The organism is Paenibacillus vietnamensis (genome assembly GCF_020169515.1).
Taxonomy (GTDB): domain Bacteria; phylum Bacillota; class Bacilli; order Paenibacillales; family Paenibacillaceae; genus Pristimantibacillus; species Pristimantibacillus vietnamensis.
In genome coordinates this window covers 37407-57442 of record NZ_JAHMHW010000014.1, presented here as the reverse complement: position 1 = coordinate 57442, position 20036 = coordinate 37407, and the positions used below count along the sequence as shown (strand labels likewise).

Below are 20036 nucleotides of genomic sequence, written 5' to 3'. Positions count from 1 at the left end.
CAGCTGCCGCACATTACGAATCGTGACGCCCGGCATGCTCCTGCACCTCCACGACAAGCGGATTGTCTACCGTCACGTACACCGACTGGTTTTCCAGCGAGCCGACCAGCTCGTCCAAGTCGTACAGGCGGGTAAGCAGGTTCGCTTTGCAAGGCAGCTTTTCTTCGGTCAGCAAGCTTTCGAGGAAAACGGAAGGCTCGCGGTTGAGCGGAAGGAAGCTTTCCAGCGCCGAGCGCAGCTCTTGCAGCAGCAGCCTTTCGTCCGCCAGCCCTGCCGTGCCGAAGCCGTTAATCAGCCCGAACATATGATTAAAAATGAGATAATAGCGGAAACGCTCGTCAGCGATCGAGTCGTCGCAGAACGTCTGGCTTTTGACGCCGATGCCCGGCAGCTCTGCGTTCAAATGCTCCAGCAAGGAATTGCAGAAATAATAGCCTTGATTGTCGCGGTAATAGTACCGCTCCGGATAACCCCCGCTCAGCTGAACGACGCTGTTCTGCTGATGCGCCTCGAGCGCGATGCCGTGCGTCAGATAGAGCCAGACCATCGGCTTCAGCGACATGTCCAAATAGCGGCGGAACCAGTCGAGGCTGACCGCCTCCGTCGTGCGTCCCTCCCGTTCCGCCAAGATGCGGACGATGGTGCCAAGGCGCGACTCGGAGCCCGGTATCGGATCCTGAACGAGCGATGCGACAAGCGATGCTTGATTCGCTTTTTCACCCTGAAACGGATTGGCGCGCAGCACAACCTCAAAGCCCGATTCCTCTTCGCCTTCGAGCGCAACCGACACGAATGCCGGATCCTGCACGATGGCAAACGCCGGATAACGGGTCGATACCTCACCGATGCTCGTTTTCAAAAGACGGGAAACCTCCACGCCCCGCTCCAGCTCCTTGTGCTTGTTCACCCGCAGCGAGTTTGTAATCCGGACCGGCACCGAGCCCTTGGCCATCCACGGCGATTCTGAATGATATACCGTACGGAAGGAAGAGGTTGCTGCGAATTCCCGGCCCATTGGACCCAAATCCTGAAGCAAGCCTGCTTCGAGCAGCTTCTGTACCTGCGGCTTGGCAAGCACCTCCGCCGCCTGCAGCGGGTGGAGAGGAATAAGTGTATAATTGTCGGCTTCGGTATATTCGGATGCAAGATGCGGCTCTGCTTGGGCGGCATGTCTCAGCTCCGACTTAATCCATTCCGTAGCCGTTATCCCGTCAAGCGAGGAATCCTCAAGCACGATCGAGCGGTGCGCCCGGAAGTAATGCAGCTGGAACTGCCCTTTAAGCTCCGGAGAATAAACGGACTGCAAATGCTCGGGCACCCCTTCCCGGCTTTTGGGAGTCGGATGAAGCAAATGCCCGAACAGCAGCGACTGCTCGGCGGACAGGAAATCCCCGTCAAAGCCGTACAGCTGCTCGCGGTCCGCTTGACGCGCCGCAACGAATTGCTCAATGCGGGAGCGACTCTCCTTGATGCGAAGCAGCAGCTCCTCCGTCCGCTCCGGCGTCCCGTCCTTGACCAGCCGTCCCAGCTCCAGGACAAGCTTCTCCGCGATCGACTCCTCGCTCCCGATGGCAGCTCCGCGGCCTTCGCCGCCGTTCCAGTGCATCGGGAAATGAAACAGATGCCGGCCCGTCGCCGACTTATGCTTCACCGAAACAAGCAGGGTTCCCGCTTGTCCCGCCAGCGGAACATGCAGCTCCCAGCCGGCTTCGGTAGCATGCCACTCCCCAAGTCCCGTCTCCCGCAAAAAAGCGTTCAGCAAGCTTTGCAGCGTAGCTCTTGCCGCAACCGTATGCGAAGCTCCCCCTTTCTCGATTACCGTTTCCGTATGCTCCAGCGTTTGTTCACGGATCATGTTGAAGCCCCTTTCCGAGCATTTTGCTCCGTTACAATTTGTTGTTCCAATTCCTTGCCGATTCGTATGATCTGCCGCAAAATATCGCCCGTATCCCGTACAGTCGCGAGCGGATTGAGCAGCGTAAATTTCAGGAAAGCCTTCCCTCCGGCTTTCGTCCGTGCAACCACTGCGATGCCGCCGTCAAGCAGCCGGTCGCGGATGCGTTGATTCAGCTCGTCCGCCCGGCCTTCGCCAGTGGAGGGCACATAACGGAAAACAACCGCGTTAATGGTCGGCTCCGCCGCCAATTCCAGCTCCTCCGTCCGCTTGATCAGCTCCGCCGTTTCCTCCGCCAGCTGCATTGTATGATCGATCATCGCGGCAAACCGTTCGTGCCCGATATGCTGCAGCGACATGTACAGCTTAAGCGCGTCGAACCGTCTCGTCGTTTGAATCGACTTGCCTACCAGATTAGGCACCCCGGCCAAGTCGTCTTCAATGGGATTGAGATAATCCGCATGGAGCCGCAAGTAGCGGTAATGCTGCCGGTTCCGCAGCAGAAAAGCGCCGCAGCTGATCGGCTGATAAAACAGCTTGTGGAAATCGACGGTGATCGAATCCGACAAGGCGATACCCTGCAGCAAGCCCGCATGCCGGTCGCTCAGCGCAAGCGCGCCGCCATAAGCCGCATCGGTATGTAGCCATAGGCCGTGTCTGCGGGCCGCATCCCCCAGCTCCGGAAGCGGATCGATGCTGCCGAAGTCCGTCGTGCCGGCTGTCGCTACAAGCGCGAACGGGAGCAAGCCGTCCTGTTTTAATCTCGTAATGGCGCTCTCCAGCAGATCGCACCGCATTTGCCCATGCGAGTCAGTCGGAATCGCGACCACGGACTGCTGTCCAAGCCCCAATATGGCGGCTGACTGCCTGACCGTAAAATGCGCCGCCTCCGAGCAAAGCACCCGCAGCCGGTCCGACTGCGGCGGCAAGCCCTGCTGCTGCACGTTCCAGCCCCACCGCTCAAAGCAGTAATGATCTCTGGCGAGCAGCAGCCCCATGAAATTGGACTGCGTTCCCCCGCTTGTAAACACGCCGTCACCTTCGCCGCCGGCATATCCGAACAGCCCGAACAGCCACTTGATTACTTCCTGCTCCACCATCGTGGCCGACATGCTTTGATCCCAGGAATCCATGGATGGATTTGCCGCCGACAGCAGCGTCTCCGCCACGACCGACGCCTGAAGCGGCGGACAGTGAAGATGCGCCATGCACGCCGGGTGATGGACGACGGCCGAATGTTTCAAAATCCCGGTCCCGACAAAATCCAGCAGCTCCTGCATATCCACGCCCTGCTCCGGGCAAATCGGCCGCTGCCGGAAGGCTTGCGCCAGCTCGCCCGGCTGAGCTCCGCTGTACGGCCGGCCTGCACTTGCGAAATCCCGGAGCAGAATCGCTATGGCCTCGCTCATCCGGTTACGGAAGGCTGCCTGGCTCTCCGGGGATGGATGCAAAAAATCTGTCGTAAACGCGTTACTCATCCCAGCAGCATCTCCTGACGACCAAGGCTGTGTCGCTCGGCCGACAAAACCGCCTCATGGAAGATTTCGGCGACCCGGTCAATCTCCGCATCCGTGATAATGAGCGGAGGCAGAAAACGAACGACGCTGCCGTGACGGCCGCCAAGCTCCAGGATCAGGCCCCGCTCGAAGCATTGGCGCTGAATTTCCCGGGCCAGATTTCCGTTCGCCGGATAGCTCCCCAGCCTGTCCGTCGGCTGCTCGCAATCGACAATCTCCGCACCGATCATCAGCCCTTTGCCTCTCACTTGCCCGATGCATCTAACCGCTGTCCGTGTTTGCTCCAAATGCTGCATGAGCCGCTGGCCCATCCGGTCCGCATGCTCGATAAGCCGCTGCTCCTTGATATACTGCAGGGTAGCCGTGCCCGCCGCCATCGCCAGCTGATTGCCGCGGAACGTGCCCGCATGAGCTCCCGGCTCCCAGCGGTCAAGCTCCTCGCGATACACAATAACTGACAGCGGAAGGCTTCCCCCTATCGCTTTTGAGATGACGATGACATCCGGCGTAATGCCCGAATGCTCAAAGGCGAACATGCGCCCGGTCCGTCCGATTCCCGCCTGCACTTCGTCGATGATGAGCGGAATCTCTTTGGATGCCGTAATCCGTCTAATCTCCCTTGCCCAAGCGTCGGGCGCCGGTATGACGCCTCCCTCTCCCTGCACCATTTCCATGATCATCCCGGCAGGCGGCAGAACGCCGCTTTCCGGATCGTCCAGCAAATGCTCGATATATCGGCTGCCGATCTGATGACCTTGCTCCCCTCCAACTCCGAAGGGGCAGCGGTACTCGTACGGATAAGGCAAAAAATGCGTGCCCGGCATCAAAGCGCCAATTTGGCGTTTGGGATGCAGATTGCCCGTCAGACTAAGCGCTCCGGCGCTCATGCCGTGGTAGCCGCCATGATAGGACATCATCCCGCTGCGTCCCGTTGCCGTCTTGACCAGCTTGACCGACGCCTCTACCGCATCGGCTCCCGTCGGGCCGCAAAACTGGATCCGCGCCTTCCGCGCAAAATCCGCCGGCAGCGCCCCGAATAGCTCATCGACGAACCGCTCCTTCACCGGCGTTGTCAGATCCAGCGTGTGCAGCGGAAGGCCGGAGTCCAAAACGCCTTTTATGGCCTCTATGACGACCGGGTGATTATGCCCAAGCGCAAGCGTCCCCGCTCCCGCTAGACAGTCGTAATAGGCTCGTCCGTCTGCGTCTATCACCTGCACGCCCCGCGCTTCCGCAATGGCGATCGGCAGCTTGCGCGGATACGTGCGGGCATTCGATTCCCGGCGCTGCTGACTATCCAGGTATGCCGCATTGCCCTCTATCATTTCGTTTCCTCCTCAGAGAAGTGTTAATATCAAGAAATAATTGACTATCTTTAACATGGGAATATTATGCATTCTCAACGCCGAATATTGTAAATGATTATCATTATCATTGCAACCTTTTTTTATCGTCCGATTTTACGGCAATCCGCTGCGGATCCCACCTACTTTGGATAAAATATGTCAAAAAGATCCTCCCCATTGTAATTCGGTTTTCCTTCGCATGTCAATGATTATGATTCTCATTTTCAAATAGATAGTGTTCACGCCCCACTTTTACCCCCGAATACCCGGGCCTTATTTGGGTAAAAAGTCGGATGTCGCGTATGGAATCGGCTGTCGTTCGAAAAGCGCCGCCACGACAAAAATCCCGCATCAATCGATGCGGGATCTGTCGAATATGTATAGCGCAGCATGGCCCTTTTGAGGCGCATACCGCATGGCATGACGGCTATTTTGCTATGGGCCCCATACGCAAAAAAGGCCGCTACAAAGTAACCCAACCGTATTTGATCGATTGAATAACGGCTTGCGTGCGGTCATCTACTTCCATTTTCTGCAAAATACTGCTGACGTGGTTTTTAACGGTTTTCTCGCTAATGAACAAAAATTCGCCGATGAGCTTGTTGCTCTTGCCTTCGGCCATCAAGCGCAGCACCTCGGCCTCGCGGCGGGTTAACGGACTTTCGTCCCCTGCGACAAATTTCACGCCTGGCTCCTGAGCCGCGGCGGCGCCCGAAACGATGCCCATTTCGTCCAAATAGGTCATACGGCGCAGCTGGTTGATCAGCTTGCCCGTTACTTTCGGATGAATATACGCATGACCCTGCACGACGGAACGAATCGCGTTAATAAGCGACTCCGCTTCCATATCCTTCAGCAAATAACCTGTCGCACCCTTGCGCAGCGTCTCAAATACGTAGCTCTCGTCGTCGTGAATCGACAAAATAATAACCTTCACTTCCGGGAACATAATTTTCAAGCGCTCGGTCGTGACAACACCATTCTCAATGGGCATGTTAATGTCCATGAGGACGATTTCAGGCAGCGTATGATTGCAAAATTCCATCACCTGAATGCCGTCACCGCATTCGCCAATCACTTCCAGATCGTCTTCCATATTCAAAATTCGCTTAAGCCCTTCACGAAACAGCTGGTGGTCGTCTGCAAGCAAAATTTTAATCGTATGTGAATTATTTGCTGGTTTCTGCATCATCATTATCTTACTCCTTTCTAGATTCGGCAGTTGTTGGAATATCTATCATAATCTTCGTTCCCTGACCGGGTTTTGAGTCTATATCCATCCTTCCTTCAATCAGCTCGATGCGTTCCCTCATCCCGACAAGTCCGAAATTCGCATTCCGGCCTGCATCTTGCTCGATTTTCTCGCTGAGGAAGCCAACGCCGTTATCTTGTATGACAAGCGAAATTTGATGGGGCTGAAAATTAATTTCAAGCAGCACGTGGGATGCGCTTGCATGCTTGTAGGCATTGGAGAAGGCTTCCTGTACCAAACGGAAGATAGCCGCTTCCATAGCAGACGGCATGCGAGTTTCCTTGCCGACCAGCTCGAAGACGGTACGTATCTTTGTTTTCTCCTCAAAGTCCTGGGTGAACTTGCGGAGCGTCGGTACAAGTCCCAGATCGTCCAAAGCCATCGGCCGCAAATTAAAAATAATCTGTCGGATTTCCTCCAGTCCGGTCCGCACCTGAACCTTCAAATCTATTAATTCTTCCTGCACCATGACAAATTCCTGCTTGTTTAGCATTCGTTCTGCAATTTCCGTGCGAAGCACGATATTGGCGAGCGATTGCGCCGGCCCGTCATGAATTTCCCTGGCGATCCGTTTGCGCTCATCCTCCTGCGCCAAAATAATTTTCAAGCCCAGCAGCTGCCTCATCTTGGCCGATTCCACGATTCTTGTCACCTGATTGAGATCGCCCGACAAATATTCAAGCACGACGTTAATTTGCGAGGCGATCGTCTCGGCCCGTTCGATGGAATTCTCGACATTGCGGACACGCTTCTGCAAATCGTCACGCCGCGCCTTCAGGTACGACTCCTTCTCGCGGTAGACCATCAGATCCAGCTGAATTTGCGTCGCTTTCTCATAAGCCGCCTTGATGTCCTCTTCCTTATACCTTACAAAATCGCGGCTCACTTCAGTCAAGCGAACGCGCGCGCGGCGGTAGTCCTGCTCGAGCTGGTCCACCTTGTCGATCGTCTTCATCGTCTCCTGAAGAACGTGCTCGAGCTCCTGCTCCAGCGATTCCAGCTCCGTGCGCGCGGATTCGCATATTTCGTATATCTGGTATTTGCTGTCTTCCATAACGACGGTGGCGTTCTTGATCACTCGGTTAATATCTACGGTAAGGTGGTCCACTAGAGATCGGCAACCTCTCTTTGTTAAAGGTTAATCTACTCTATCATACCACACATTGGATACTAGGAGTCTATCGTTAATCGATGGTAATCTTTTTCGTCGTGCCGTCGTAGTCGACTTTGAACCCTAGTCTTTCCGAAACCATGCGGATCGGCACCAGCGTCCGGTTGTTTCGGATAATCGGAGCTACTTCCGCAGATAACAGCACACCGTTCAGATTTATCGCCTTTTGCCCAATGACCATCTCCAGCAGCGTATCGCCGCGAAGCAGCGTCACCCTGCCCAGCTTGTAGTCGTACAGCAGCCTGCCGCCCATGGCGTCCGTGATGAACCGGATCGGCACATAAGTGACACCGTTCAGCAAAATCGGCGCCGCGTCCATTTTCAGCGGTTTGCCGTCTACGGTCGCCGTCGTTTTGGAAATTTGCATTTCCATCGTTGCATCCGTCGTAATGGCGGCCGAAGGCGTATACTGCAGCAGCATGTTGTCGATCGCGATCGCGCCCGCCAAAGCGCGGGAATCCTGGTCCTCTTCAATCGACACGACATACACGCGCTTAAGCTTCACCGGGAATTTCATGCCGGCCTCGGCCAAATTCACTTTTACGGTTTTCCAGCCGCTCCAGTCCAGCTTCTTGGCCAATTCCAGCAGATGCGACTTGCCTGCCGCATCGACAAATTCGGCGCGCACCCAGTTTTGGCTGTTGTCGCTGAACAAATCGACCGTCATCGATACCGGTGCGCCGGACAAGCCGACTCCCGTGGAGCCGAACATCGCGTAAGATGCCTTTGTGCCCGCAGCTTTTGTAAAGTCATATTCGATTTTAAGCGCCCGCGGCGAAGGCTGCTCCGGCAGGTCCGACACCAGCTTGACCCGGCCTATCGTCTCTGCAGGCGTCACCTGGGAGGTAATCGCATATCTCGATATCTCGAAGTCCTCTAACGTTGCGACCTTCTCGCCCTGCGTGAATGGAATCATCGCCGCAAAACCGTCGTAACGGGCAATCGCGTAACCCGTGCTGACGCCCTCGCCGATCGACTGGACCGTCACATTGTCGCCCGATTGTACCGCTTTGAAGCCGATAAACTCCCATTTGACGGAGTCTCCGGTCAGTTTATACGAATTGCCGTTTTTCAGCTTGATGGTCAGCGGAACCGAAGTGGTGGCGCCAACCGCCAGCGATCCGGTCGGGTTATTGATCGACAACGCGGCAACCTGGTCCTTGCCGACCACTTCAACCTCGTAGGCCGTCGTAATGGCGCCGGATTTGACGTTAAGCGACGTTTTTCCGGTTTTGGTCGGTGTAAAAACATTGCCCGAGAACGTGCCGATCGCATTCGAGCTGCTCCAAACCGCCGAAGTGTTATCGACCGCAATCGGATTATAGTAAGTATCATAGCCTTTCAGCGAGAACGATGCCGGCTGGCCTAAGAATAGCAGCTCGGGGCCGCTTACCGAAATGCCCTTCAGGCTGCCCTGCGGAGCAGAGGTGAACACGCCGATGCCGTTCGCTACCAAACGCTGTGTCGTTCCGGTTTGCGTCGAGTGCGCAAGCTGCAGAGTCGTCGTCCCAAGCGGACGCTCGATCATCGTCGTAGAGCCTCCGCCGTCCAGGTTAACGCCTTTGTCGACGCCAAGCTGCACCATAATCTGTTGGAGCTCCTTCAATGTAAGGCCGGTATTAGTGCCGTACCGCTCGCTAGTGATCAAATAGACTTTCTTTCCGTCCTTGGAATAGCCGACACCGGATCGAGACGTATAAGAATAACCGCTCACGCCCGAGACATCGCGGGAAAACGCGCTGGCCGCCCCATTGTTGACGAGCAGCGTATGCCCGCCGACCAGAAAATCCAGAGTCGATGGATCTACCTTCGCTTTGGTCGTTTGCGATACGAGAGAGTAGTCCGCCGTAACCGGCTCTCCCACCTTCAGATGCTCTTGCACATAGGCAGCCGCCTTGCCGTGCGTCCGCAAAATATAACCGTCCGCAGGCACCGGACCCGGAAGCGCCGCGTTCACCGAAATCGCTTCGATGATGCCGCCGCGTACCAGCACTTCCGTCGGTTTTGTCGCGGAAGCGACCGGGCGCTCGGCCCCGCCCCATACGCTTGTGTATATGTACATTTTATCGACGTGACTGTACGTTGCGTCATACGTTTCCGGATTGTAGGCCGATTCGTTCAGTCCCTGGATCGGAAAGGTTGTGCCGTCTGCTGCCGTTACCGTTCCGTCAAACGTATACAGATCGATGGACGGCTTCCGGTCCTTCGTGACGGAGAAGGCGTACATGCCCTTCAGGCTCGCCGGACTCGACATAATAACGCCGCGGGACACCTGCGCCCCCATCGGCGCCCCTTCCTTGTCCATGACAAAAACGTCCGCATTGATTGCGGCTACCGCGCCGTTCACCTTTGACATATTCAAAATGCTGTCGCGCTGCCCGATCGTGTTATTTTTACCGCTCATGACATTTAGCGACACATAAGGATTCGTTAGATCCACTTCTATGACATGCACATCGGTCTGAATTCTCGAGGTTCCCCGAGTCGCGTGCCAGACATAATCAAGCCGCTTCGCCCCCGACGTTATGTACGATTGCTCCTTCAGCTTAAGCACATTTGCGGTGGCCGCCTCCGCCGTCTCCACAAGGGCCGTTTGCCAGCTTGCCGGAGTCAGTGCCGATATCGGCTGTATGAGCAATGCCCCTCCTAACGCCACAATAATTACCTTTTTACCGAAGCTTCCCGTCTGACGGCCGATGCCGCCTTGAACCATACCCATTTCTACTACAACTCTCCCATCTCATAATCTACTAGTAATAGACTACAAAATTGATAGAAAAGTTACGGTCCAGAATAAAGAACGGTTAATTTTTCCTAATTATTGTCGATTCTCTATGCCAATTAGCCCAAAAAATCTCTATTCACGCCCGTTTTGGTGCGAATAGAGATTTTGAGACTTCGTGTAGGGTTTTGGCATAATAACTGGAATTGGTGCAGCTAAATCGTGTGAAATGCCTATTTTCCGGGAAATAACGGGATTTCCTACATCAATTTGTCGGGCATATGCCCGTTTCAAGGGAAACTGCAAATTTAACTGTAGCCAATCCCGTTATTTTCTCTAAAGCCACCCAATCTCCAAAAATAGCTGTACCCTATCCAGTTACCACAATCACCACACGCGACCCTACGGCGATAAAAACTTTGCTTTCTGCAGCAGCCGCATCAGCATAATCGTGCCTTCTGCCCTCGTCGCATTCGTAAGCGGACTGATCGTCGTTTCGGTGATGCCGTTAATGACGCCGAGATGGACTGCCTTCGCCATATCCGCCTGTGCGTAAGAGCTGATTTTGCCGCGGTCGGTGTACTTCTGCAAATAGGAGGACGCCGATTGCGGCAGATCCGTAGACAGCTCCGCCACTTTGGCCGCGCGGATCAGCATGACCGCCATATCCTGGCGGGTGATCGGGCTGTCCGGCTTGAAGGTGCCGTCGGTGCTGCCGAGCACGATCCCGGCGGACGATGCCGCCCCGATATACGCGCCCATAGCCGTGTTCGCCTTCACGTCCTTGAAGGACGCCGCTGCCGCCTTGCTGCCGCCAAGCCCCAGTCCCTTCGCAATATAGGACGCAAACTCGCCGCGCGTAATCGGCAGCTGAAGTTCAAATTTCGTGCCGCTTTTCGCTTCGACAATGAACTTCCGCGACATGAGATGAATGGTGCCGGCCGCCCAATGATTGCCGAGGTCCGAGAAGCTTGACGCATTTCGGATAAGCGCGTACGCGCTGTTTCCTTTGCGTTTGAACGTGGTGACCGTCCTGCCTGCGCTTGTCGAAAATTCCGTCGGCACGTACGAAAGGCCGCCCGTCTCCGGATCCAGCCACACGACGGCCGTCCGGGACGCATCCACCGTCTGATAGTTCTGGATCGTCCGCGACACGTAGCCGTCGAATTCATCTAATTCCCTCAGAACCGAGCCGCTGGCAACCGCCACGTCAAAATGATAAGGACCCGCGAGCAGCTGGGAGCCGGAGCTATTGATCTTGGTGCTTAAGCTGCCTGTCAGCGAGGAGATACCCGTGTCGATCCGGATCAGCAGCTGCCCCGCAGCACTGCTGCCGCCCAGCAAACCGTTAATTCTCGTAAAATCCGCCGCGCTCAGCTGCAGCTCGTAGGTCGTGTCCCCGTACTGCACGGCAAACACGAAATCGGAGTTAAGCCGATACGCCGAGTCCAGCGTGCCGACCGATACCGCGACAATAGCCGCGCGCTCCGTGGACGGCACTTTAAACACGACGCGCGGATTCGCGAGTCCTGCCGTCTTCATGGTCTGGTACGCCGTCAAGACGCGGTCGCTCATGACCGTGTACCGGCTCGCCTGCACCCCTGCCGGCGATACGTCTATCGTTGTTTCGGCCGCCGTCGTTTTCAGGCCGATGCCGCCGCCGTCCGCCGCTTCGTAATCGCCAGACAAGCCGTCCAGCACCGTCGTCTGGTTCGCCGCGGCGACATTCGTGAAGCTGTTAACCGTAACCCCGCCAAGCGTCCGTAGTCCCGTCACCGACGAATAATACGTGACGTACACCGGAACGCCGATTGATACCGGAGAAGACAGCACGAGAGTCACGGAATTTCCGCTTACGGACACGCCAGATACCGGCTTTGAAGCTCCGCCTGCCACCACCGCAAATTGGGCCGTCGAAGGAATGTAGCCGCCGTTTAAGCTATCGCCGAAGTTCAGCGTCACCAGGCTTCCCTTTGCAATCGCTCCGTAAAGGCTGCCGGTCTGGCCGCCTCCGCTTCCGCCGTTTCCTCCCGAGGTGCTTCCTGAGGAGACGTTGTTAAAGGACGGAGCCGGATTGCCCGCCAAATCCGTCACAAGCGCAATCGAAGCAAGATAGGATACGGTCGCAACCTGTCCCGGAGAAACGGCGGAGGACAACGTCAAATATACCCCGTTGCCGGATACCTGAACTTGCACGACCGCTCGTGCGACATTGTCGACAAGCACGCTGTATTGGCCGGTTGACGGCACACTCGCCGGATTCAGCGTTTTGTTGTAGGTCAGCGTAACGACCGAACCGCTAGCTGTGATCGACTGCAGCACCGGCGCTGTCGTATCCGGCACACTGTACAAATTAAAATGGTTGATCGTATTCAAATAATTGCCGGCCGTATCCCGCAGCGCATAAGCGCCCGGCGCGTAAGACACCCGCACGTTCTGATAATTCTGGATCGTGCCGCTTACCGTCAGAAGCACCGTGCTGCCCGTGCTCGAGATCGAGGTCGCGCTGTAAGCCACGCCACCGACCGTCACGGTAAACTGCAAATAAGCGTTGCTGTTCACAGCCGCCAGCTCCTTGCTGAAAACAAGCGTAACTGCACTTCCGGAAGCGGTCCCGCTTACCAGGCTCGGCAGCGTCGTATCCAGCGCACCCGTTACATCCTGGTACCCGATGCTCAGCGCCTCGTTGCCGGAAAGATCCTGAAGACGGCCCATCGGCGACTCCTTCGTATACGCCAGCTTCACCGTCTGGCCGGACACGATCGGACTTGTCAGCGTCAGCAGCACCGATTCTCCCCTGATCTCCACATGGCTGACCGGACGCGAAGCGCCGTTCACAGTGACATAGAAGCTTCCTGCAGACGGAACCGACTCCGGATTCAGCGTTTCGTTATAGATAACGGAGATAGTCGAACCGCTCCACTGCAGCTTGCTAAGCGAAGGCGCCGTCGTATCGGAGCCGAACGTACGAAACGTCCACTGATATTCGTTCAGAATGCCCGCAAAAGAATTGCCGGCCAAATCCGTCACCGCGCCAGCTTCGATATAGACATAATAGACCGTATTGCTGACCAAGGCCGAAGCCGGCGTAATGTTGATTTTCCGGTTATTCGCACTGTCCACGGTAAAAGAACCCGCAACCTCCGTCGCGATGCTTCCGCTTGCCGGCTTGAAGGTGATCGCCCCGCCGCCCGGCAGCACCGGCTCGCTGAACGTCGCCGAGAACGTGCCGTTCACGCTGACGAGTGTCGCATTGTTCAGCGGGCTAAGCAGCGCAAGCGTCGGACGGACCGTATCCTGCGTCACGGTAAAGGTCCACGCCCCTGACGAAGAAAAGCCCGCGTAATAGTTGCCTGCCGCATCGCGGATCGTCCGGTTCCCCATCGTCACGTAGTATCTCGTGTTGTTGACGAACGCTTTTGCCGCTTCTCCCGTAATCGCTTTGTTCGGATCAATCGTAATCTGATACGTTCCGCCGCCCGTCACGCGCTCCGAGGTGAGCGGGATCGAGCGGAATAAGGCGCCGGTCCCCGATTCCCTGATCTCAATCATGCCGCCGCTCGGAAACACCGGCTCGTTAAACGTAAGCTGCAGCTGCGAATTCGTGCTCGTTACGACAGCGTTATTCGCAGGCGAAAATGCCGTCACGGCCGGGGCCGTCGTATCATTCCCGTAATCCGTGCTGAAATTCCACACCGTTGCGCTTGCAATGCCGTGATACCATTTGTCCCCGTTCGGATCCTGCTGCGTAAATGCTCCCGCATCGATCAGCACATAATAAGCCGTATTGGCTTCCAGGTTCGAGCTTGGCGAAATCCGAACCGAATTTCCCGTCACGACAACGCGCGAGGAAGTCGCTGCAAAACGCTCAAACGTCGTGTTATTGCTCACCCGCCTAATTTCGATGGATTTTCCCGCCCGCGCCTGCACATTGGTGTCGAAAGTAATCGTAAGCGGACTGTTAACCGCTACGGACGTTGCATTATCCGCAGGCGACAGAGGCCCGCTACTATTCACGGGAGCCACATCGGTGTGGAAGGTCCAGCTGGTCCCGTTATAAAGATTGCCCGACGCGTCCTGGAACGCCGTGCCCGGAATCGTCACCGTATACGTGGTGTCCGGCTGCAGCGCCGCAGCAGGCGTTACGGTAATCGTCGACGTCCCGCTGCCCGTCACGGCGCTCGAAGTAACCGCAACCGTCCGATTGTCCTCGGTCGAGCTGATCTGGATATTGCCGCTGGCGGCAAATACCGGCTCATCGAACGTCAGGACGATCGGAGCCGTAATATCCGCGGCATTGCCGGTCGGGAGCCTGGTCAGATGCGCAGGACGTGTCGAATCCACCTGCGCAACCGTGCGGAAGTTCCAGCTGCTTGCATTCTGGATTCCCGCATAAGCCGCACCGTTCGACACGTTGACAAAAGCTCCCGCGTCTACCAGCACGTAATAATCCGTGTTCAACTCCAGTTTTCTGCTTGCCGTCGACTTGTCGAGGACGATTCTGGCGCTGCGCTGCGAATCCTCCAGCACGATCCGGCTCGAGGACACGCTGATGCTTTCCAGCACCCGGTTCGTCCCGTATTCCACAACCGATACGGCCGCGGAGCTGGTCCCTTTGCTCACGCTTTCGTCGAACGTTATTTTTAAATCGGTATTAAGGGGTACATTAATCAAATCATCCGCCGGACTAAGTCCGAGAACAGACGGACCTGCTGGTGCGGCTTCCGCATGGCGCGGCGCTGCAGGCAGGCCGATCAAGCTCAGCTGGAGCAGCAGCATTATAGCGACGAATAAGGACAGCTTGCCGGTACGATTCATTTTCCATTCACTCCTCAACAAGCGTAAACGGCTGTCGCCGTCCTCTGGCGGTAAAAGCTCGTTTCGCGATGAAATATAAGTCATTTATAAGCTCAAACTTATAAATTCTTATATTTAAAATACAAACCCGTACCTTATTTGTCGGCTTGCCGCCATGAAAAATTTAGGTTAAACCGCTTTTTTGTACCGCTTTAGCCCATAAAAAAAAGCCCCGGTTCCAAAGGAACCGAAGCTTTTGAATCGCTATTAAACGCCGCTTTGAACGCCGGCTTGAGCTTTAAGCTGCTCAGCTTTGTCGACGCGCTCCCAAGGGAGATCCACGTCGGTACGGCCGAAGTGGCCGTATGCTGCCGTTTGAGCGTAAATCGGACGGCGAAGGTCGAGCATTTTGATAATGCCGGCCGGACGAAGGTCAAAGTTGCTGTTGATCAGCTCAACGAGCTTCTCTTCGGCGATTTTGCCTGTGCCGTAAGTGTCGACATTGATCGAAACCGGTCTAGCTACGCCGATCGCGTAAGCCAGCTGGATTTCACATTTGTCCGCAAGGCCTGCAGCGACGATGTTCTTCGCCACGTAACGAGCGGCATAAGCTGCCGAACGGTCAACCTTTGTTGGATCCTTGCCGGAGAATGCGCCGCCGCCATGACGAGCGTAGCCGCCATACGTGTCGACGATGATTTTACGGCCTGTAAGACCGGCATCGCCTTGAGGTCCGCCGATAACGAAACGGCCCGTAGGGTTGATGAAATATTTTGTTTGCTCATCCAGCCATTCCACTGGAACAACCGGCTTGATGACATGCTCAAGAATATCCTTCTGGATTTGCTCCAGCGTAATTTCCTCAGCGTGCTGAGTCGATACAACGATTGTATCTACGCGTACAGGCTTGCCGTCTACGTATTCGATCGTTACTTGCGTTTTACCATCCGGACGGAGGTAACCCAGCGTGTCGTTTTTACGCACTTCCGACAAGCGGCGCGCGATGCGATGCGACAAGGCGATCGGAAGCGGCATAAGCTCAGGAGTCTCGTTCGTTGCGAAACCAAACATCAAGCCTTGGTCCCCTGCGCCGATATCTTCGTTTTCCTTCTTCATGTCTTTGCCTTCGCGGGACTCAAGCGCAGCGTTAACGCCTTGCGCAATGTCAGCCGACTGCTCGTTGAGCGATGTCAGAACCGCGCATGTCGTGGAGTCGAAGCCGTATTTTGCACGGGTATAACCAATTTCCTTAATCTTACGGCGCGCAATCGCAGAAATATCAACGTAATCCGCGCTGCTGCTAATTTCACCAATTACCAAAACAAGACCTGTTGCTACAGAAACTTCACAAGCGACACGCGCATATGGATCTGCTTCGAGGAATGCATCCAAGACAGCATCAGAAATTTGGTCGCAAATCTTATCGGGATGGCCTTCAGTAACCGATTCCGATGTGAACAAGTGGCGTCCTTTAACCGACATCCGTATCAACCTCCTACAACCTTAGTATGTTATAAGTGCAAACTTTCTACACAAAAAATGAACCTTTCCCCGGAGGAAAAGGTTGTTAGACAACTCTTCTAAAACATAATGATACCGAAAATGTCGCTTAGTGTCAATGGATGCCGGATTTTTGGGCTAGAGCTGGAAGCCGTTCATGACGCTTTCGGCCTGGGCTACGAGCCTTCTTGTGATTTCCCCGCCGACCGAGCCCGCTTGGCGTGTCGACAATGTAGACCAATGCACGCTATTTCCTCCGCCAGCGCCGCCTGTAGCGCCCAACTCGCCTGCAAACTCCGCATCCGCTCCACCGGCATATCCGCCGGAAGTCAAACCAAATTCTGCAGCAATTTCATACTTCATTTGATTTAATGCCGATTTGCAAGTCGGCACGACCACTTTATTCGAAGAACGACGACTCATTGTGAAGCACCTCCAAATGAATGTTAGATCACACTTGTATTGTGCATCCATCCATCCATTTTGAAGCGTATAACCTATTGTCAGTTCGGGTAAAATGTACTAACCGAGTCACATTACTGGATCGTGTAGCTGCCTCTTACCAAAACCGTCAGCCCGTTCGTCTGCGCCGGATCCGGCAAAATGCCGCGGCCCGCGCGCGGGAACAAAATCAGGTGATTTTTTGTAATGGCCGTGCCATTCTTCAAATCCTCACCGCCCGTGAGATCCGCGATCCCGTTGGAATCGGAGCTGTACACAATAGCCTTTCCTACACGGACGATTACTTCCGTCCCCTGACCAGCCATTAGCGTCTTCCCTGAGGGAACGGTCACCACTTCAAGCGCAGTCTCCCCCACAGTCCCTGAATCGCCTCCTGAGGAACCCTCGTTCAGCTTAGCCAGTTGCTCGTCAACGTAACTCTTCGTCACGACAGGGTCTTCTATGGAGCCTGGGGTTAAAGCTGTATCTGCACTGCTAGAATTAGATGTAAAAATGCCCACACCTATACCAAAAGCCAAAATGGCTGCACCAAACGCTACTTTTTTCAATCCTTTATTCACTATATTACTCCTTTCAAAGAAAAAATCGGATACCTTATCTATATAAGATACCCGATTTGAGAGGGTTAGGCTACCTATTCTGTTATATCTATCTGCCTATTACTAGCTTTCAACAACAAACCATTTCATTTCTTTCGTTGCCACTAAGATTTTCGAGCCTTGGAAAACATCATAAATATTAAGAACATAGTTCTCATATTTTTGAATTTTCATTTGTACCTCCGGGTCCTCGAAAACAAAACTCATAGCTGAATCCTTAGCTTCTTTCAGCAGTGTTTCGCCTGTTTCAGCCGTTCCGATTGCATACTGTTTGGTGTAAGTCGTTTTTCCGGTTCCTTGATCAACCCACTCAAACTGCAGCTTGTGATCACCCGCGATATAGTCGTAGTTTGGATCTTTAACCAAATCATAATTAAATGCAAGCTTAACGCCTGTTACTGTGTAAAGACCTTCTACATTCAGAGTAGACTGAACGTTTCTCATGCTGAAAGAATAACCTGCAAATGGTATATTCGTCAGCGTTTTCTGCGTATTTGTTGATCCGTCGAATGTCATTTTGTAACTAACTGGATTTACGACCACGGCGTCGGAAGTTTCACCGGCATTTCCGCTGGCTTTAGTTACCGCTCGACCAACGATGAAATCGAAGCTCGAAGGATCAAAGTTTTTAGAAACTTTCGTCCATGCGGATAAAAGAACCTTACCATTACTCATAACCTTTTGGTCAAACTTTGCAAACGTAACCGGTACGGTTTCTCCCAATGAATCTTTGATATACCCGGCAAGTGGAGTGATCACATTTGCTCTCGCTTCTTTGTTAACCACTTCAAATTCCGTGTAGAAGTAGTTCCCGCTATCTCCTTCAAACATAACAGAACGTCTCAAAGTGGCGTCCGTCAAGCTTCCTTTATTCAAAATCTGATAAGGTTTGTCGGTCGATTGGTTCGGCACTTCGCTAACTTTTGGAGCATTAAATTGATAAAGAAGCTTTGTTGTACTGCTAGCATCCGAACCTGTCGTTTCCGTTAAGGCAAATGAAACATTATTTATTGCAGTTGTAAACGGAACATTAGCGTAAACAGCAATGTTATAAGTCTCATTAGGCGCAATCGTAATCGAATTGTCCAGGGCTATTTTAGTAGTATCAACTGCCAGCTTTACGCCATTTACAAGGAAGTATCCGCTTAAATTTGGAATACTTTTACTGGAAGCAGCTTTGTTTGTAATAGCCAATTCCGCAACAAGTACATCACTGTTTGTAGCAGCCGTTCGGTTAATGCTTTTAAGAGAAACGCTATAATCATTGAGCTTGTAGGAAGAACCGATTGTACCCTGCTGACTTTGCTGCGACTTTAATAAGTAATTACCAATAACGTAGCCTGAAGAGTTTTCCTTAACCCCTGAACGCACGATAAGCTGCGCTTTATCTAATTTGACCGTTGACGGCACTTGACCGGTAAGGGAAAGTACCTCTCTAATTTGCGGCAACAGCTTAGTTGCAGATTCATCCTTCGTGAATGTTAAAGGGTAGGAAATCCCATCAGCTGTGTATAAATAGAAGGTTAACTCAGGATAAGCTAATGCTTCCGTACCTACATTACGCATTGCATATTGAAGAGATACCTCCGTTTTACCTGAAACGGTTTCTCCCACCATTGCCGTATCCACAAAAGTATTGATCGGTTGGCCGCTCATCAAAACAGATCTGGACTTTGCAACTGGGGTAGGAGCCGGAGTCTTAATTGCTGGAATAGCTAATGCGGCTACTGGAATATACATTTTAGATGATTCGTTGGATGACGCAGCTATGAGCGATAGTGACTTACCCAGTACTCCTAATGGCAAAACAGTCTGGAGAGTAACGATCTTCCTCTCTCCTGCTGCAAGGGACATGCCTGATAAGAAAGAAGTATCTACTTTATAGACCGCAAGGCCTGAAGTTTGGATGAATAAATTCAAATTGGTAAGATCCGTTGCATTCAATCCTGTATTCTCTAGTAAGTAATTAATGGTTAAGTAAACATTATTTTGGTCTTTTGTTACAGCATACGTTTTAATAGCAGATTTTATCTTGGCAGATTGGAAGAGCATGTAATCAGGTGCAAAAACCTTTGTCATGTCAGAAGCACCGACAGGATACTGTATGGTCCCTAATCGCCGTTCATATCCTGCAACGGAAAAATCCCATTTGATGATTTCGAATTTAAAATCAGAAAGTTTTGTGGTTTTATCTACGATTGCATAGTATGTAACAGTTTGAGAGGAACCCGGTGCTACGCTTTTTTTCGTTTTGTCCGCTTCTAATAAATTAATCGTGTACGATTTGCCGGAAACCGTTTTGAGTCTGATCCAATAATCATTTAAAGACAAAGATGATTTCCCGTTATTTTTAATATTGACTCTGAATGATAGAACTCTTCCTTGATCCTGCATCAAGAACTGAGCATCCTCTACAACGAGTGTACTCGTAATGCTAAGCTTAACAACCTGCTTGGCAACCGATACCGTCGTAGCCGCCTCTACTGTTGGTGTAATCGCGGTCGTTAATCCGCTTTGCACTAACAAGGCTCCAGTTGTCAAAACGACTATGCCCGCCTTTGCCCATTTTGAGCTCACATTCATTCCCCCTGTACGTTAGCTATATATCATTAGACGAAATATAAATGTTATTTGTTTCGCCGATTTCACTTTTAGTACGAGGATCCTAAATTCATTTACTAATCAAGGTAATTCTAAATATCGAAGTTTGGCTATAAATATTGTTTATCAAAAATAAAAAAAAGCCTGGCACAAGGCCAGACTTTTTTGTTCGTTA

11 protein-coding genes are annotated in these 20036 nt (G+C 53.2%); all 11 read right to left on the bottom strand.

Annotated features, from left to right (window positions below):
• Positions 1 to 13 precede the first annotated feature (13 nt).
• The 11 genes from KP806_RS21105 to KP806_RS21055 all read right to left on the bottom strand — a co-directional run bounded on the left by KP806_RS21105 (position 14) and on the right by KP806_RS21055 (position 19837).
• Positions 14 to 1855 (bottom strand): IucA/IucC family protein, encoded by a 1842-nt coding sequence (locus KP806_RS21105; protein WP_224725726.1) that lies wholly within the window; start codon positions 1853 to 1855, stop codon positions 14 to 16.
• Positions 1852 to 3372 carry a pyridoxal phosphate-dependent decarboxylase family protein gene (locus KP806_RS21100; RefSeq protein ID WP_224725725.1) on the bottom strand — a complete coding sequence of 507 codons (1521 nt, stop codon included), beginning with the start codon at positions 3370 to 3372 and terminating at the stop codon, positions 1852 to 1854. Before KP806_RS21100 ends, KP806_RS21105 begins: the two co-directional genes overlap by 4 nt.
• Complete coding sequence (locus KP806_RS21095; protein ID WP_224725724.1) at positions 3369 to 4736, bottom strand: aspartate aminotransferase family protein; 1368 nt, start codon at positions 4734 to 4736, stop codon at positions 3369 to 3371. The genes KP806_RS21100 and KP806_RS21095 overlap by 4 nt, the downstream gene beginning before the upstream one ends.
• A 484-nt stretch (positions 4737 to 5220) precedes the next feature.
• A complete protein-coding gene (locus KP806_RS21090; RefSeq protein WP_224725778.1) occupies positions 5221 to 5946 on the bottom strand; it encodes a response regulator in 726 nt (241 codons plus the stop codon).
• Positions 5947 to 5956: 10 nt separating this feature from the next.
• Positions 5957 to 7117 carry a sensor histidine kinase gene (locus tag KP806_RS21085; RefSeq protein WP_224725723.1) on the bottom strand — a complete coding sequence of 387 codons (1161 nt, stop codon included), beginning with the start codon at positions 7115 to 7117 and terminating at the stop codon, positions 5957 to 5959.
• 76 nt (positions 7118 to 7193) lie between these two features.
• A complete protein-coding gene (locus KP806_RS21080) occupies positions 7194 to 9899 on the bottom strand; it encodes a stalk domain-containing protein (RefSeq protein ID WP_224725722.1) in 2706 nt (901 codons plus the stop codon).
• Between the two features lie 405 nt (positions 9900 to 10304).
• Positions 10305 to 14720, bottom strand: a complete 4416-nt coding sequence (locus tag KP806_RS21075) for an Ig-like domain-containing protein (protein WP_224725721.1) — start codon at positions 14718 to 14720, stop codon at positions 10305 to 10307.
• A gap of 246 nt (positions 14721 to 14966) precedes the next feature.
• Positions 14967 to 16181 (bottom strand): methionine adenosyltransferase, encoded by a 1215-nt coding sequence (metK, locus tag KP806_RS21070; RefSeq protein ID WP_224725720.1) that lies wholly within the window; start codon positions 16179 to 16181, stop codon positions 14967 to 14969.
• A 156-nt stretch (positions 16182 to 16337) separates the two neighbouring features.
• A complete protein-coding gene (locus tag KP806_RS21065; protein ID WP_224725719.1) occupies positions 16338 to 16622 on the bottom strand; it encodes an alpha/beta-type small acid-soluble spore protein in 285 nt (94 codons plus the stop codon).
• Positions 16623 to 16735: 113 nt separating this feature from the next.
• Positions 16736 to 17089 carry a hypothetical protein gene (locus tag KP806_RS21060; protein WP_224725718.1) on the bottom strand — a complete coding sequence of 118 codons (354 nt, stop codon included), beginning with the start codon at positions 17087 to 17089 and terminating at the stop codon, positions 16736 to 16738.
• Positions 17090 to 17323: 234 nt separating this feature from the next.
• Entirely contained in the window at positions 17324 to 19837 is a 2514-nt protein-coding gene (locus KP806_RS21055; protein ID WP_224725717.1) for a DUF4352 domain-containing protein, read from the bottom strand.
• Between the last annotated feature and the right edge of the window lie 199 nt (positions 19838 to 20036).

What these genes read in the sequence shown, in the direction of transcription:
- KP806_RS21075 (WP_224725721.1), bottom strand. Translation starts at nt 14,720, where the DNA reads ATGAATCGTACCGGCAAGCTGTCCTTATTCGTCGCTATAATGCTGCTG.
- KP806_RS21090 (WP_224725778.1), bottom strand. Translation starts at nt 5,946, where the DNA reads ATGCAGAAACCAGCAAATAATTCACATACGATTAAAATTTTGCTTGCA.
- KP806_RS21100 (WP_224725725.1), bottom strand. Translation starts at nt 3,372, where the DNA reads ATGAGTAACGCGTTTACGACAGATTTTTTGCATCCATCCCCGGAGAGC.
- metK (WP_224725720.1), bottom strand. Translation starts at nt 16,181, where the DNA reads ATGTCGGTTAAAGGACGCCACTTGTTCACATCGGAATCGGTTACTGAA.
- KP806_RS21065 (WP_224725719.1), bottom strand. Translation starts at nt 16,622, where the DNA reads ATGAGTCGTCGTTCTTCGAATAAAGTGGTCGTGCCGACTTGCAAATCG.
- KP806_RS21095 (WP_224725724.1), bottom strand. Translation starts at nt 4,736, where the DNA reads ATGATAGAGGGCAATGCGGCATACCTGGATAGTCAGCAGCGCCGGGAA.
- KP806_RS21080 (WP_224725722.1), bottom strand. Translation starts at nt 9,899, where the DNA reads ATGGGTATGGTTCAAGGCGGCATCGGCCGTCAGACGGGAAGCTTCGGT.
- KP806_RS21105 (WP_224725726.1), bottom strand. Translation starts at nt 1,855, where the DNA reads ATGATCCGTGAACAAACGCTGGAGCATACGGAAACGGTAATCGAGAAA.